Origin of the sequence: Neorhizobium sp. SHOUNA12A (assembly GCF_023006505.1) — a bacterium.
Taxonomy (GTDB): domain Bacteria; phylum Pseudomonadota; class Alphaproteobacteria; order Rhizobiales; family Rhizobiaceae; genus Neorhizobium.
In genome coordinates this window covers 22,081-35,703 of record NZ_JALBGV010000002.1, presented here as the reverse complement: position 1 = coordinate 35,703, position 13,623 = coordinate 22,081, and the positions used below count along the sequence as shown (strand labels likewise).

Sequence of the window (13,623 nt, the reverse complement as noted above, 5' to 3'; positions counted from 1 at the left end):
CATAGCCGGATGATCGTCGCTTCAAAATGCCGCCTCGTAGATACCCAGCACATCGCGGACACTCATTTCGGCCGGGTTGTTATCCATCAGCCGGCGGATGGCATGCGCCTCCGAAGCGTAGAGGTAAAGCTCCTCCTGCCTGGCGCCGTGAGCCGCCAGCGACATCTCAATGCCAAGCCCTCCGCAGAAGTCGTAGGCTGAAGAGCGCAATTCATCCGAGGAAAGGTGATCACCAAGGCCCAATGCTGCAGCCACTTCCGCAGTCTTCGCGGCAACGACGGGCTGATTGAAAGCCAGGACATGCGGGAAAACGATGGCATTGGCCAGGCCGTGCGGCAGGTTGAGACGCGTGCCCAGCGGATAGGCGATCGCGTGGCCGGCCGCCGTATTGACCGGACCGAGGCAAATGCCGCCGTAATAGGAAGCAAGCATCAGCCCTTCGCGGGCCTCCGTATCGTGCCCGTCCTTCACCGCCCGCGCTAGATACCGGCCGACCAGCCCGAACCCCATGCGGGCAAAGCCGTCTATCATCGGATGGGCACGGCGGTTGGTGAAGGCCTCGACGCAATGCGCCATGGCATCGACACCCGTAGCAGCCGTCACAGCCGGAGGCACCGAATAGGTCAATTCAGGATCGAGCACCGCGAAATCCGCGATCATGTGCGGGCTTTCCACCGCGATCTTGGTCCGCTTGACCGGATCGGTGATGAGCGAGCGGATACCCGCCTCCGAGCCAGTGCCCGCGGTGGTCGCGACCTGGACAAGCCGTGTGCGGCGACCGGCGACGCGATTGGGACCGGCAACGTCCTCAAGCGTCTGCTCGGAATCCCACAGCGCCGCAACCAGCTTGGCGACATCCAATACCGATCCACCACCAAGTCCGACGATCATTTGCGGGCGGGCCTTTCGGGCGGCCTCCAGCGCAGCATTCAGCGTTGCGGTATCCGGCTCGCCTGGAATGGCGTCGAATACCGAAAATCGGCCGGGCAACTGCAGACGGTCGGCAAAACCAGCCGTAATCGGCGTGGCAATGACCAGGGTCGAGACGACGTCGCCAGCCCAGACGCCAACCTGGCTGATCGTGCCGGCACCGACGGCGAGGCGCAGCGGCTGGTGGAGTGTGATGGGTGCAATGGCCATGACGCGTTCCTTACCGGACCCCCGCCACGAGCTTGCGCGCGTAGGCGATGGCAGAATTCATGTTGCCGTGATTGGCGATCCCCTTGCCGGCGATATCGAACGCGGTGCCGTGATCGACGGAGGTGCGATCGATCGGCAGATCGACGGAGACGTTGACGGCCGTATCGAAGGCCACGAGCTTGATCGGGATATGGCCCTGATCGTGATACTGCGCGACGACCAGATCGAAGGCGCCGGAATAGGCGCGGTGGAAAACCGTATCGGCGGAGATCGGACCATGAACCTCGATGCCTTCGGCGCGGGCGGTTGCAACGGCCGGCGCGATCTGATCGTCATCTTCCGTGCCGAAGAGACCGTTTTCGCCGCAATGGGGATTGATGCCGGCAACCGCAATGCGCGGACGCTCATAACCGATGCGCTTCAGATGCGCGTCACCGGCGCGGATCGTCGCCAGAACCCGTTCCGTCGTGGCGCGCCGGATGGCCTCCTGCAGAGAAACATGCGTGGAGACATGGATCACCTTCAGACGATCGGACGCCAGCAGCATGTATGCCGCTGCCGAACCGGTGAGGCTGCGCAACATGCCAGTGTGGCCATCGTAATGATGACCTGCAAGGTTGAGCGCTTCCTTGTTGATCGGCGCGGTGACGATGCAGCCGATCGAACCGGCCTCGGCATCGCGCACGGCGCGCTCGATGAAGCGGAACGCCGCATCGCCGGCGACCGCCGACAACTGCCCCCACGGCAGAGGCGCTCCCTCCACCGGAAGGTCGACTACATAAGGGGTGAGATCGATCGTGACCCCGACCGCATCGCGCGCCGCCTCCAGCGTCGCAAGATTGCCGTAGACCCGCGTTGCGGAGCGATCGGCGTCGGACATCTCGGCCAGCGCCTTGACTGTTACTTCCGGACCGACGCCACAGGGGTCTCCCATGGTGATACCAATGATATTGCTCATCAAACTCTCCCGTCAGTCGCGTCTGCCCAGCCCGAAGCCAGGCTCACGTATTTGATTGCCCGCCTGTGATAGGTATAGGCGATATGCAATGTCCCGTCCGGCGCTTCCAGCAGCCATGGATAGGACATTTCCTTATTGCGGCCATCGGTGGAATCGTTGGACAAGCAGGTACCCGGCCCGTCTTCGATCAGGATACGGACTGGAAAACTAAGCCCACCATCATTCGAAATACAGACACAGACCGGCGCGCGCGGCACGCCCCAGACGGGCACGCAACCACCTGTGGGATCCGCATCCGGCCTTTCGTCACTCTCGCCGAGTTCATCGTAAAGCGAAGCACGGCGATCGCCGGACTGAGCCGCGCTTGCCGGATTGCAGATCATCGCCAGCCGGCCATCGGTCAGGCGAATAACTGCGATCGAGGAATTGTTGTTCGGCACATCCGTTGCCTCCGGCGCCGACCAGGATCGGCCGCCATCGGCGCTTTCGCTCCGGTAGACGAAATCCGCCTGCCTCCGGCGGAAAAACGCCGCATGGCCGCCTGCCGGCAAGGCGACGGGACTCATGTGGACGCAGCCGGTCGATTGCGGCAATTCTTCGAGGCGCCAGGTTTTCCCGGCATCTGTCGATATCCCGACCGCCGCCGTATCATGGCTTCCGTTCCACTTCTGGCCCGGTCGCTGAACGCAACGGAAGATCGGCAGAAGCCATGCGCCGTCATCGCGCACCGTCAGCGGGGCCCGGATGAAACATCCTTTCGGCAGATCGAGATAACCGCCGGCTTCCGCCGTCAGTCTTGTCGTATCGCTTTGATCTCGCCGGATTTCCGCCATGCGGATACGGCATTCGTCCTGGTTGCCGGAAGGCTGCGACGTGTGGAAAAGCCAGAGCCGGCCATCGGGCGCGGTAAACAGAACCGGGTTCTGCTCGGAATGTGCGTCATCGAAGCTCAGCCTCTGCGGCGGACCCCAGACGTCCGAGCCCGGCACGAGGCCGGACGCGAAAATGGATATGTCGGACTTTCCTTCCAGCGAGCCACCGAACCAGGCGCAGATCAACGCGCCGTCGGTCAGGAGATGCAGGAAGCTTGCATGGTTCTGAACCATGGGGGAAGGCAGGAAGGCTTCATGCCTTCCGGCAGTCACCATCCGTACCGTGCCGGTCATTGCTGCCGCTATTTCATCAGGGCTCATAAAGCTCTCCTCTCGGCACTGAGAATTGCCAGAAACACAAAGTTGTCAAGTTTTATAATATGCATCAGCCGCAGGTTTCTAGCATCGGACTCAACATAACAATCTGGAAAATAACGGTATTTTTACGAATGAATTTTTCTCGAAAAATTACATCGCAAAACAATTTGACAAAGTGTGCGGGACAGAACATGGTTTGGAGGAGAATAGCACAGGAGGAGTAGGCGATCGCGGTGCAGCGAAATATGTGGCCCTGCCGTCGGGAGAAATTTTCGGTCCAAGGTCCGAATGCTCCACGATAGAGCCTCTAAATCGCCATCGGTCTTCCTTCACGGGTCGGCTCGCCAATCACCAAATCAGCCGTTCATCCACCGGGCCACGGCAGGTCGATCGGAACGGTGTCTGATCAATTTATATTCACTTGGGAGGTGAACCACATGAAGAAGATGCTGATGACCGCGCTGATCCTCGGATCTGCGCTTGCCCCGGCTTACGCAGGGTCCGGCCCTATCAAGATCGTGCTGCCTGAAGAAGCCGATCTGCTGGAGCCGTGCATGGCGACCCGTTCCAATATCGGCCGTATCATCATGGAGAACGTCAGCGAAACGCTGACCGAGCTCGATGTTCGCGGCAAGAAGGGCGTCATGCCGCGCCTGGCCGAAAAATGGGAGCAGACCCAGGACGGCAGCTGGCGGTTCCATCTCCGCCAAGGCGTAAAGTTCTCCAACGGGACGACGTTCGACGCCAAGGATGTGAAGCACAGCTTCGACCGCGTGATGAGCGACAAGAACGCCTGCGAATCCCGCCGCTATTTCGGTGGAATGAAAATCAGCGCCAATGTCGTCGACCCCTACACGATCGACTTCAAGGCCGACCCCGCCCAGCCGATCCTGCCGCTGCTGATGTCGCTGGTCACGATCGTCCCGGAAGAAACCCCGCTCGCATTCATTCGCGAGCCGATCGGCACCGGTCCCTATGCGCTGAAGAACTGGACGCCGGGCCAGCAGATCGTGCTTGCCGCCCGCAGCGATTACTGGGGTGCCAAACCCCAGGTGACCGAGGCCACCTACCTGTTTCGCGCCGATCCGTCCGTACGTGCGGCGATGGTGAAGGCTGGTGAGGCGGACCTTTCTCCGTCGATCTCGCAGCTCGATGCGACCGACCCCAAGACTGACTTCTCCTATCTCGACAGCGAGACGGTCTATCTGCGCCTCGACCACAACATTCAGCCGCTGAACGACGTGCGGGTTCGCAAGGCGCTCAATCTGGCCATCGATCGCCAGGCGTTCATCGGCACGCTGGTGCCCCAAGGAGCCGTGCTTGCGACGGCGCTGGTGCCGCCGACCACGCAAGGCTGGAACCCGGACGTCAAGGTGTTCCCCTATGATCCCGAAGGCGCCAAGAAGCTTCTCGCCGAGGCAAAGGCCGCCGGCGTAAAGGTCGATACGCCGATCACGCTGATCGCCCGCACGGCGAACTTCCCGAACGTCACCGAAATCATGGAAGCGGTTCAGTCGCAGCTCCAGGAAGTCGGCTTCAAGGTGGATCTGAAGTTCGTCGAAGTGGCCGAGCACGAGAGCTACTATTCCAAGCCCTTCAAGGAAGGTCGTGGCCCGATCATCGTCGCCGCCATGCACGACAACTCCAAGGGCGACCCGTCCTTCACCATGTTCTTCAAATATGCCTCGCAGGGCACGCAGTCGGGCTTCTCCGATCCGAAGGTCGACGACCTGATCAAGCGCGCTTCGGCGGCAGTCGGTGACGAACGTGTAAAGCTCTGGTCACAGCTGATCGCCTACCTGCATGACGACGTGGTTGCCGACGCTCTTCTCTTCCACATGGTGGGCTTCTCGCGCGTTTCGCCGCGTATCGACTTCAAACCGACCATCGCCACAAATTCGATGCTGCAATTGTCGGAAATCGGCATCAAATAGTCAGCGGAAACCGGCTCCCGGATTTCCAATCACGACCCAAAGGCGGCGGGTACCCATCCGCCGCCATAATAGTCGAGGGCGACATGCTCAGTTTCATTCGTAAGCGCTCCGTGGCGAGCTTGATTTCACTGGTCGGGCTGCTTGTGCTGGTGTTCTTCCTGTCCCGCCTGACGGGCGATCCGGCCGCTCTTTTCCTGCCCGTCGAAGCTTCGGCCGAAATGAAGCAGCAGTTCCGCGAACTCCACGGACTGAACGACCCGCTGATGGTGCAGTTCGGACGTTATGTCGGCGACGTGCTGACCGGAAATCTCGGTGAATCGCTGCGCAAGGCGCGGCCGGCGCTGGACGTGGTCACGGAAGCGTTCGTGTGGACGCTCTGGCTTGCGGTGATCACCATGTCGCTCGTGACGGCCGCCGCCATCGTCGTCGGCTCGCTCGCCGCTTTTCGCTCTGGCGGCTTCTTCGACCGGCTCTCCTCGATGATTTCGCTGGTGGGCGCATCTGTGCCGGACTTCTGGCTAGCCATCGTCGCGATCGTCGTGTTCTCGGTAAACCTCGCATGGCTGCCGACATCCGGCACTGGGTCGATCCTGCACTGGATCCTGCCGATCGGCGTCCTGTTCGTCCGTCCCTTCGGCATCATCGTCCAGGTCGTGCGCGGCTCGATGATCGGCGCCTTATCGTCCGCCTATGTGAAGACGGCCCGCGCAAAAGGCGTCAAGGCCGGTCCGATCATCTTCATCCATGCCCTGCGCAACGCCATGCTGCCGGTCATCACCGTCATCGGCGACCAGGCAGCGAGCCTCCTGAACGGCGCCGTCGTGGTCGAGACGATCTTTGGTTTCCCCGGTGTCGGTAAGCTGATGATCGACTCGATCCTGCAGCGGGATTTCAACGTCGTCCTGGCCGCGATCCTGGTGACCGCGCTGGCGATCTTCCTCATGAACCTGCTGATCGATCTCGCCTATGCGCTTCTCGATCCGCGCATCCGTCATTGAGGAGCGCAACGATGAGTGTTTCCACCTCCGATACGACGATCGCGCACGAGCCCTCCTTCCCGATCCGCATGGCACGAATGCTCTGGGCCGACAAATTCGCGCTTTGCGCGGTGATCTTCCTGCTCGTCGTCATCGTGCTTGCTCTGATCGGGCCGTCCTGGCTCGGCGAACTTGCCACCAAGCAGAATCTCCGCGGCCGCAACCTCGCGCCCTTCGACTGGAGCCGTGAGTGGGTGTGGTGGATGGGGGCCGATGCTCTCGGCCGGCCATTGCTCGCCCGCATCATCGTCGCGACGCAAAACACCCTCATGGTCGCCGCCGGCGCAGTGATCCTGTCATCGGTCATCGGCACACTGCTCGGCCTCGTCGCCGGCTTTTCCTCGCCCCGCGTCGGACAGGTGATCATGCGCCTGGCAGACGTGATCATGTCCTTTCCCTCGCTGCTGATCGCGGTGATCGTCCTTTATCTCCTGGGCTCCTCGATCCTGAACCTGGTCGCCGTCCTGTCGATCACCCGCATCCCAGTTTATCTGCGCACCACCCGCGCCGAGGTGCTGGAGATCCGCGAGCGGATGTTCGTGCAGGCGGCGCGGGTGATGGGCGCTTCGCAGAACCGCATCCTGTTCCGTCACATCCTGCCGGTCGTTTTCCCGACGCTCACCACGCTGGCGACGCTGGACTTCGCCTATGTCATGCTTGCCGAAAGCGCGCTGTCCTTTCTCGGCATCGGCATCCAGCCGCCCGCGATCACCTGGGGGCTGATGATTTCGCAAGGGCGCCAGTATCTAACCAACGCCTGGTGGCTCTCGTTCTGGCCCGGGTTGGCCATCATCATGACCACCTTGTCGCTCAACCTTTTGTCGAACTGGCTGCGCATCGCGCTCGATCCCGTCCAGCGTTGGCGCCTGGAAATGAAAGGCCGAAAGAATGGCTGAGCACCTGCTGGAAGTCCGCAACCTCTCGGTCGAGTTCCACACGGCCGCCGGCGTCGTGCATGCCGTGCGCAACATCTCCTACCATCTCGACCGCGGCGAGACGCTGGCGATCCTCGGCGAAAGCGGATCGGGCAAGTCGGTTTCGTCGGCGGCGATCATGAACCTCATCGACATGCCGCCCGGGCGGATCAGTGCCGGGCAGATCCTGCTCGACGGCAAAGACCTGCTGACCATGCCGCCCCAGGCGCGCCGCGAGGCAAACGGACGGCGGATCGCGATGATCTTTCAGGACCCGCTCAGCCATCTGAACCCGGTCTATACCGTCGGATGGCAGATTCGCGAAGCGATGACGACCCACGGCATGCCGACCGGACAGGCCAAAAGCGAAGCCCTGCGCCTGTTGACGCGCGTTGGAATTCCGGACCCGGAAGGCGCCATGGGCAAATATCCGCACGAATTTTCTGGCGGCCAGCGCCAGCGCGTGATGATTGCGATGGCGCTTGCGCTGCGTCCCGATCTGCTGATCGCCGATGAGCCGACCACCGCACTCGACGTAACGGTCCAGGCCGAGGTGCTGGCGCTGTTGAAGGAGTTGCAGCGGGAAACCGGCATGGGCGTGCTGATCATCACCCATGACCTCGGTGTTGTGGCCGAAATCGCCGATCGGGTGGTCGTCATGGAAAAGGGCGAGCTGGTCGAGACCGGCACCGTCCGCGACGTCTACAAGAACCCGACGCATCCCTATACCAAAAAACTGATCGGCGCCGCCCCCGGGAAGGGCGAGATGCACGTCGCACAGCTTTCGGGCCAGCCGCTGCTCAGCGTCCGGGACGTGCGCAAACGCTACGGCTCCTTCGATGCGTTGAAGGGTGTCTCGTTCGACCTCAGGGCGGGCGAGACCATGGCGATCGTCGGCGAAAGCGGCTCGGGCAAATCGACGCTCGCCCGCGTTCTTTTGAGACTGGACGAGCCGGACGCCGGCACGGCGCAGTGGAAGGGGCGTGATCTTTTTCAGCTTTCGCCATCGGAACTCTACAAGCTCCGGCGCGACCTTCAGATGGTGTTTCAGGACCCCACCCAGTCGCTCAATCCCCGCATGACGGTGTTCCAGCTCGTATCCGAAGCCTGGGCCATCCATCCCGATATCCTGCCGAAACGCCAATGGCGGGAACGGGTCGCGGAACTGCTGGTGCAGGTGGGCCTCTCGGCCGAACACATGAGCCGTTATCCGCACCAGTTCTCGGGCGGCCAGCGGCAGAGGATCGCAATTGCCCGCGCACTTGCGCTCGAACCACAGCTGATCGTCTGCGACGAGGCGGTGTCGGCGCTCGACGTATCGGTGCAGGCCCAGGTCATCGCGCTTCTCGACAAGCTGCGACGGGACATGGGCATCTCCTTCATCTTCATCGCCCACGACCTGCCCGTCGTTCGCGACTTCGCGGACTACGTCATGGTCATGCAGAAGGGCGAGGTGGTGGAAATGGGAACAGTCCGGGAGATCTTCGAGACGCCCCGTGAAGCCTATACAAGAGCGCTCCTGGCGGCGAGCCTCGATCCGGACCCGGATGGTTCAGGCCGAACACCGGGCAGCCCGTCTCAAACGTGCATGACAAACCGCCGAGCGGCGGATAAGCGGAGTTGATTGAATGACCAGAAATGCCTTTGTCGCACTCGTGACCTGCTTCAACGAGGACGAGACGATCAATTTCGAGGCGACCCGCGCCCAGGTGCGCCGGCAGGTGGCAGCGGGCAACAACATCATGTGCGCCGGCACCAATGGTGATTTCACTGCTCTCACCCACGAAGAGAAGATCCAGCTGACAGAACACGTGGTCGACGAGGTGGCGGGGCGCGCGAAAGTCATCGTCAATGCCGGGATGCCAGCCACATTCGAGACGGTGCAACTGGCCAAAGAGTTTGACCGGATCGGCGTCGACGGCATCGCCGTCATCACTCCCTTCTTCATCGCCTGCACTCAGGACGGGCTGGTCCGCCACTTCTCGACGGTCGCGGATGCGGTCAAGACGCCGGTCTATCTCTATGACATACCGGCCCGGACCCAGAACCATATCGAGCCGGCAACGGCTGCAAAGCTTGCCGGGCACGGCAATATCGCCGGCATCAAGGATTCCGGCGGCGCCCAGGAAACCCTGGCGGCCTACCTCCAGGTCTCGAAAGACAACCCCGGCTTCGAGGTCTATTCCGGCCCCGACCATCTTGTCCTGTGGTCGCTGCAGAACGGTGCGGCCGGCTGCATATCAGGGCTCGGAAACGCCCTGCCGCACGTGCTCGCCGGCATCGTTACGGCCTTCAACTCAGGCGACATTGCGGAAGCGGAGCGTCAGCAGGCGATCTATACCGCCTTCCGCACCGACCTTTATGCGCTGGGGTTTGCGCCCGCCATGGTTAAGCGCTCGCTTTACCTCCAGGACAAATCAGTCGGCGCGAGCAGGCAGCCTGCCCTGCTTCCAGACGAGGCTCAGGACGAGGAAATAAGAGAAATCCTGAAAAAATACGAGCTGCTGTAGGGTTCGCTGATCTAAGGTTTACGAGACGGTTCGAGTGCAATCTATTTGGTGATCACGAAGACCGCGTCCGGCGCCCAGCTGATGCAGCATTCCTCGCCTTCCCTGATGATCACCACATCGGCGCCGAGCACCCTGACGCGCATGGGAATATCCCCTGCCCGTCCAATCACGAGGGCGTTGTCGCCGTAGTTGACGATCGTCTCGACGATCATGCGGGCGTTCTTGCGGCCCTCGATCGGGTTGCGCGACAGCTTGATGTGCTCCGGGCGGATCAGAAGCGTCACCTTCTGGCCGTCCGCAAGAGCATCTTCGCCAGCGTATTGGAAGGCTCCAAGCGTCGGGTTCTCGGCCGTTCTGACGGCCCCGCTGGTAATGATTGCCGGGATCAGGTTGCTTTCGCCGATGAAGGCGGCGACGAAGGAGGTCTGCGGGCGATGGTAGATATCCAGGGGTGCTGCGACCTGCTCGATACGTCCCTTCTCGAACACCACGATGCGATCGGACATCGACATGGCTTCCGACTGGTCGTGGGTCACGAAGATGGTCGTCACGCCAAGGCTGCGCTGGATACGCTTGATCTCGATCTGCATCTGCTCACGCAGGTTCTTGTCGAGCGCGCCGAGCGGCTCGTCGAGCAGAAGCAGCGAAGGCTCGAAAACCAGCGCGCGGGCAAGTGCAACCCGCTGCTGCTGCCCGCCGGACAATTCCTTCGGATGGCGATGGCCAAAACCCTTGAGGCCGACGAGCGACAGCATGTCCTCTGCCTGTCTCAAGCCCTGCGAGCGGCTGACCCCACGCATCTGCAATGGAAAATAGACATTTTCGACCGCTGTCTTGTGCGGAAACAAGGCATAGTTCTGGAACACGATGCCGATATTGCGCTCATGCGGCGCAAGCTCGGAAATCGACTGGCCGCCGACTTCCACCTTGCCGCCACTCGCCTTTTCGAAACCGGCAATGATCATCAGGGTCGTCGTCTTGCCCGAGCCGCTCGGCCCCAGGAAGGTCACGAACTCCCCTTTTTCGACCGACAGGCTCACGTCGTCGAGCGCCGTGAAATGTCCGTAGGTCTTGGTGATGTTGGAGAGTTGCAGGTAGTTCGTCATTGGAAATCCTTGGAGGGAGTCCTTGGGAGGATCAGTGTGCGCCGGCCGGCCGGCTCGGCTTGGGAGCGCGGCTGCGCAGCGCGCTGGCGAAATAAGGAGCCGCGATGCCGACCAGCACGACGACGAAGAGCAGCGTCGAGATGACGGCAATCACCGGATCGGCCTCCTGGCGGATGCTGTCGAACATCTTGCGCGGCAGGGTCTCGGCATCGCGACCCGAAATGAAGATCGCCACGACGGTCTCATCGAAGGACTGGATGAAGGCGAAGAGCGAGCTGATGACAAGCCCCGGTCGCAGGATCGGCAGCGTGACGTGCAGGAAGGTCTTTGCCGGACTGGCGCCGAGGCTCTGCGCGGCCCGTTCAAGGTTCCGGTCGAAACCCTTGAGGTTGGCCGAAAGGACAAGGAAGGCGATCGGAACCGACAGGCAGGTATGTGCCAGGATGACGCCGAGATGGCTGTGCACCAGCCCGAGATCGCCGAAATAGGAATAATAGCCGACCGCCATGACGATATGCGGCACAGCCATCGGCATCAGCATCATCAGGTCGGCAAAACCCTTGCCGCGAAACTTGTGGCGCACCAGGGCGAAAGTCGCGGGCACCACCAGGGCCATGGTGAGGATGGTCGTTGCGGTCGCGATCAGGATGCTGTTCCAGGTCGGTATCAGCCAATCCATGCTGGTAAAATAAGCGCGATAATACCCGAGCCAGTAACCCGGCGGCGGGAATTGCAGGGAGTTCGCATTCGAAAACGACATCGGCACGACGATGACGAGCGGTGCCGCAATGAAGAGCACGACGATAAAACCGGCCCAGCGCATGAACGTGTTCATGTTCGGTCACCCCCAGAGTTTGTCGAGGCCAAAGCGGCGATGATAGATGGTGAGGATGATGAGTGTCACCACGAGCAATATCATCGCCATGGCGGAGCCCAGTCCGAAGGCGAGGAACTCCTCGATCTGGTGACCGATCAGGCCGGCAACCATCTGCTCGCGCGGACTGCCGAGCAGAACCGGCGTCACGTAGAAACCGAGGCAGATGACGAAGACCAGGACGGAACCGTTGGCGATGCCCGGTGCCGTCAGCGGCAGGTAGACATGCCTAAACAGCGACCAGCCTTTGGCGCCGAGGCTTTCCGCCGAGCGGATCAGCGCCGGGTCGATCTTCTTCATCACCGAATAGATGTTCATGATCATGTAGGGTGCCAGGATGTGCACCATGGCGAGCGTCGAGGAAAAACGGGTGAAGAGAAGCTGCGGCGGCTTGTCGACGCCGATCATCTGCAGCAAAGCAATCAGCGGGCCATTATTGCCGAGCAGAACCATCCAGGAATAGGTGCGGACGAGGAAGCTCGTCCAGAAGCTCATGGTGACGAGCAGCAGGATCAGCATTGCCGTGCGTGGCTTGGAATGCGCCATCAGATAGGCCAGCGGATAACCGACCAGAAGGCAGCAGAGCGTCACGAAAGCGGCCGTCACAAACGTGTTCAGAAAGACGCGCTGGTAAAGCGCTCCGGTCAGGACCTTCTGGTAGTTCGCCAGCGAGACCTTCGGTTCCGTAAAGCTCATGATCGCCACTTCGGCGAGCGGCACGACGAAAAAGATGAGCATGTAGATGCCGAGCGGCGCCAGCAGCAGCCAGGGCCATATATTCGTCTTTTCCGTCAGTTTTGAAAGGCTGATGCCCATTGCCGTTCCCTTTTTATGGCAGGCAGGGTCGCTGCGGCATCGCGCGGTCGTTCCGCGCGATGCCGGCCAGCGGGTCGGGTTGATCCAGGAGAGCGGATCAGCTCGCGACCCACTCCTCGAAACGTTCGGCGAGTTCCGCCGGGTCGATGCCGAAATTCGACATGTCCTGCTCGAAGGTTAGCTTGTAGTTGTCTGGCGAGGTCGGCATGCGTTTGGCATCCGCCGCGTCGACGAACTGGTTGGAGGCCGGGTTCAGCGCACCGTAGTCCGCAGCCTTGGAAAAGCCGGCAAGCGGCTTTGCACTGGTCGCGAATTCGACGAATTTCTTGGCGTTCTCAAGGTTCGGGCTCTTTTTGGCGACAACCCAGTAGGCGCGTTCGATCTCGCCCTGGTTCCAGGTCATGGCAACCGGAGCGCCGGCCTTCTCGGCCTCGAAATAACGGCCGTGCCAGATGCCGATCATGTCAATCTCCCCGTCACGCAGGATCTGCGTCGACTGGGCGCCGGCAGTCCACCAGACGCGGATATGCGGCTTGATCTTGTCGAGCGACTTGAAGGCCCGGTCCACATCGAGAGGATAGAGATCCTTGACCGCGACGCCATCGGCGAGAAGCGCGATCGGGATGACGCGCGACGCATAACGCTGCAGCGACCGCCCGCCGGGGAATTTCTCGACGTTCCAGAAATCGGCCCAGGTCTTCGGAGTGTCCTTATATTTATCCTTGCGCCAGGCCATCACGGTGGCGAACGCATGTGAAGCGACGCCGTTTTCGAAGAGGCCGCCTTTGTAGGGCTCGGTGAGCTTTTCGATGATGCCGGCCTGGTTCGCACGAACCAGTTCGCCGCCGCCGAGGGTGGTGACGTCGAATTCGTAGGTGCCGGTCTTCACCTGCTGGGCGAGCTTGGCGAAGGAAACGGGGGAAACCGTCTTCACCTGGATGCCCGTTTCGGCGGTGAACGGATCGATGAGATGCGTCTTTGCGGCAGCCTCCCAGGGACCGCCCCAAGTGTTCACGTAGAGGACCTTCTCCTGCGCGCGAACGAGATAGGGAGCGGCGAGCGAAGCGGTCACCGCAGCGCCGGCCGTCTTCAGGAAACGGCGGCGGTCAGGCATGAGAAATGTCTTCATTCCAGTCATTGCAGT

General features: G+C 61.4%; 12 protein-coding genes. 5 read left to right on the top strand and 7 right to left on the bottom strand.

What is annotated here, in order from left to right; genetic code table 11:
* Window positions 1-21 precede the first annotated feature (21 nt).
* From MOV63_RS01145 to MOV63_RS01135, 3 genes are read right to left on the bottom strand one after another with little or no spacing between them, the layout of a single operon-like run.
* Window positions 22-1,140 carry an iron-containing alcohol dehydrogenase gene (locus MOV63_RS01145; RefSeq protein WP_247031159.1) on the bottom strand — a complete coding sequence of 373 codons (1,119 nt, stop codon included), beginning with the start codon at window positions 1,138-1,140 and terminating at the stop codon, window positions 22-24.
* Window positions 1,141-1,150: 10 nt separating this feature from the next.
* Window positions 1,151-2,098, bottom strand: a complete 948-nt coding sequence (gene pdxA, locus MOV63_RS01140; protein WP_247031158.1) for a 4-hydroxythreonine-4-phosphate dehydrogenase PdxA — start codon at window positions 2,096-2,098, stop codon at window positions 1,151-1,153.
* A complete protein-coding gene (locus MOV63_RS01135) occupies window positions 2,098-3,291 on the bottom strand; it encodes an exo-alpha-sialidase (RefSeq protein WP_247031157.1) in 1,194 nt (397 codons plus the stop codon). Before MOV63_RS01135 ends, pdxA begins: the two co-directional genes overlap by 1 nt.
* A 434-nt stretch (window positions 3,292-3,725) precedes the next feature.
* Between MOV63_RS01135 and MOV63_RS01130 the strand changes: the two genes are divergently transcribed.
* From MOV63_RS01130 to MOV63_RS01110, 5 genes are all read left to right on the top strand, one after another.
* Window positions 3,726-5,222, top strand: a complete 1,497-nt coding sequence (locus MOV63_RS01130) for an ABC transporter substrate-binding protein (RefSeq protein ID WP_040125627.1) — start codon at window positions 3,726-3,728, stop codon at window positions 5,220-5,222.
* Window positions 5,223-5,305: 83 nt separating this feature from the next.
* Window positions 5,306-6,220: an ABC transporter permease gene (locus tag MOV63_RS01125; protein ID WP_040125628.1), complete on the top strand. Its 915-nt coding sequence runs from the start codon at window positions 5,306-5,308 to the stop codon at window positions 6,218-6,220.
* Window positions 6,221-6,231: 11 nt separating this feature from the next.
* The gene (locus MOV63_RS01120; RefSeq protein ID WP_247031156.1) at window positions 6,232-7,155 is read left to right on the top strand and encodes an ABC transporter permease; all 924 of its coding nucleotides are present in this window, start codon (window positions 6,232-6,234) and stop codon (window positions 7,153-7,155) included.
* Window positions 7,148-8,797, top strand: a complete 1,650-nt coding sequence (locus tag MOV63_RS01115) for an ABC transporter ATP-binding protein (protein ID WP_247031155.1) — start codon at window positions 7,148-7,150, stop codon at window positions 8,795-8,797. Before MOV63_RS01120 ends, MOV63_RS01115 begins: the two co-directional genes overlap by 8 nt.
* A 4-nt stretch (window positions 8,798-8,801) precedes the next feature.
* Window positions 8,802-9,683: a dihydrodipicolinate synthase family protein gene (locus MOV63_RS01110; protein ID WP_247031154.1), complete on the top strand. Its 882-nt coding sequence runs from the start codon at window positions 8,802-8,804 to the stop codon at window positions 9,681-9,683.
* Between the two features lie 41 nt (window positions 9,684-9,724).
* Here MOV63_RS01110 and MOV63_RS01105 read toward each other — a convergent pair whose 3' ends face one another.
* The 4 genes from MOV63_RS01105 to MOV63_RS01090 all read right to left on the bottom strand — a co-directional run bounded on the left by MOV63_RS01105 (window position 9,725) and on the right by MOV63_RS01090 (window position 13,617).
* Complete coding sequence (locus MOV63_RS01105; RefSeq protein WP_247031153.1) at window positions 9,725-10,789, bottom strand: ABC transporter ATP-binding protein; 1,065 nt, start codon at window positions 10,787-10,789, stop codon at window positions 9,725-9,727.
* 31 nt (window positions 10,790-10,820) lie between these two features.
* Window positions 10,821-11,624: an ABC transporter permease gene (locus MOV63_RS01100; protein WP_247031152.1), complete on the bottom strand. Its 804-nt coding sequence runs from the start codon at window positions 11,622-11,624 to the stop codon at window positions 10,821-10,823.
* Window positions 11,625-11,630: 6 nt separating this feature from the next.
* Window positions 11,631-12,479, bottom strand: coding sequence for an ABC transporter permease (locus MOV63_RS01095; RefSeq protein ID WP_247031151.1), 849 nt, complete (start codon window positions 12,477-12,479; stop codon window positions 11,631-11,633).
* Between the two features lie 97 nt (window positions 12,480-12,576).
* Window positions 12,577-13,617: an ABC transporter substrate-binding protein gene (locus MOV63_RS01090; RefSeq protein WP_051900670.1), complete on the bottom strand. Its 1,041-nt coding sequence runs from the start codon at window positions 13,615-13,617 to the stop codon at window positions 12,577-12,579.
* Window positions 13,618-13,623: the final 6 nt, after the last annotated feature.

Excerpts from the sequence above, each read along its gene's own strand:
- MOV63_RS01095 (WP_247031151.1), bottom strand. The coding sequence starts at position 12,479 with ATGGGCATCAGCCTTTCAAAACTGACGGAAAAGACGAATATATGGCCC.
- MOV63_RS01135 (WP_247031157.1), bottom strand. The coding sequence starts at position 3,291 with ATGAGCCCTGATGAAATAGCGGCAGCAATGACCGGCACGGTACGGATG.
- MOV63_RS01100 (WP_247031152.1), bottom strand. The coding sequence starts at position 11,624 with ATGAACACGTTCATGCGCTGGGCCGGTTTTATCGTCGTGCTCTTCATT.
- pdxA (WP_247031158.1), bottom strand. The coding sequence starts at position 2,098 with ATGAGCAATATCATTGGTATCACCATGGGAGACCCCTGTGGCGTCGGT.
- MOV63_RS01125 (WP_040125628.1), top strand. The coding sequence starts at position 5,306 with ATGCTCAGTTTCATTCGTAAGCGCTCCGTGGCGAGCTTGATTTCACTG.
- MOV63_RS01090 (WP_051900670.1), bottom strand. The coding sequence starts at position 13,617 with ATGACTGGAATGAAGACATTTCTCATGCCTGACCGCCGCCGTTTCCTG.
- MOV63_RS01115 (WP_247031155.1), top strand. The coding sequence starts at position 7,148 with ATGGCTGAGCACCTGCTGGAAGTCCGCAACCTCTCGGTCGAGTTCCAC.
- MOV63_RS01110 (WP_247031154.1), top strand. The coding sequence starts at position 8,802 with ATGACCAGAAATGCCTTTGTCGCACTCGTGACCTGCTTCAACGAGGAC.
- MOV63_RS01130 (WP_040125627.1), top strand. The coding sequence starts at position 3,726 with ATGAAGAAGATGCTGATGACCGCGCTGATCCTCGGATCTGCGCTTGCC.
- MOV63_RS01145 (WP_247031159.1), bottom strand. The coding sequence starts at position 1,140 with ATGGCCATTGCACCCATCACACTCCACCAGCCGCTGCGCCTCGCCGTC.
- MOV63_RS01120 (WP_247031156.1), top strand. The coding sequence starts at position 6,232 with ATGAGTGTTTCCACCTCCGATACGACGATCGCGCACGAGCCCTCCTTC.
- MOV63_RS01105 (WP_247031153.1), bottom strand. The coding sequence starts at position 10,789 with ATGACGAACTACCTGCAACTCTCCAACATCACCAAGACCTACGGACAT.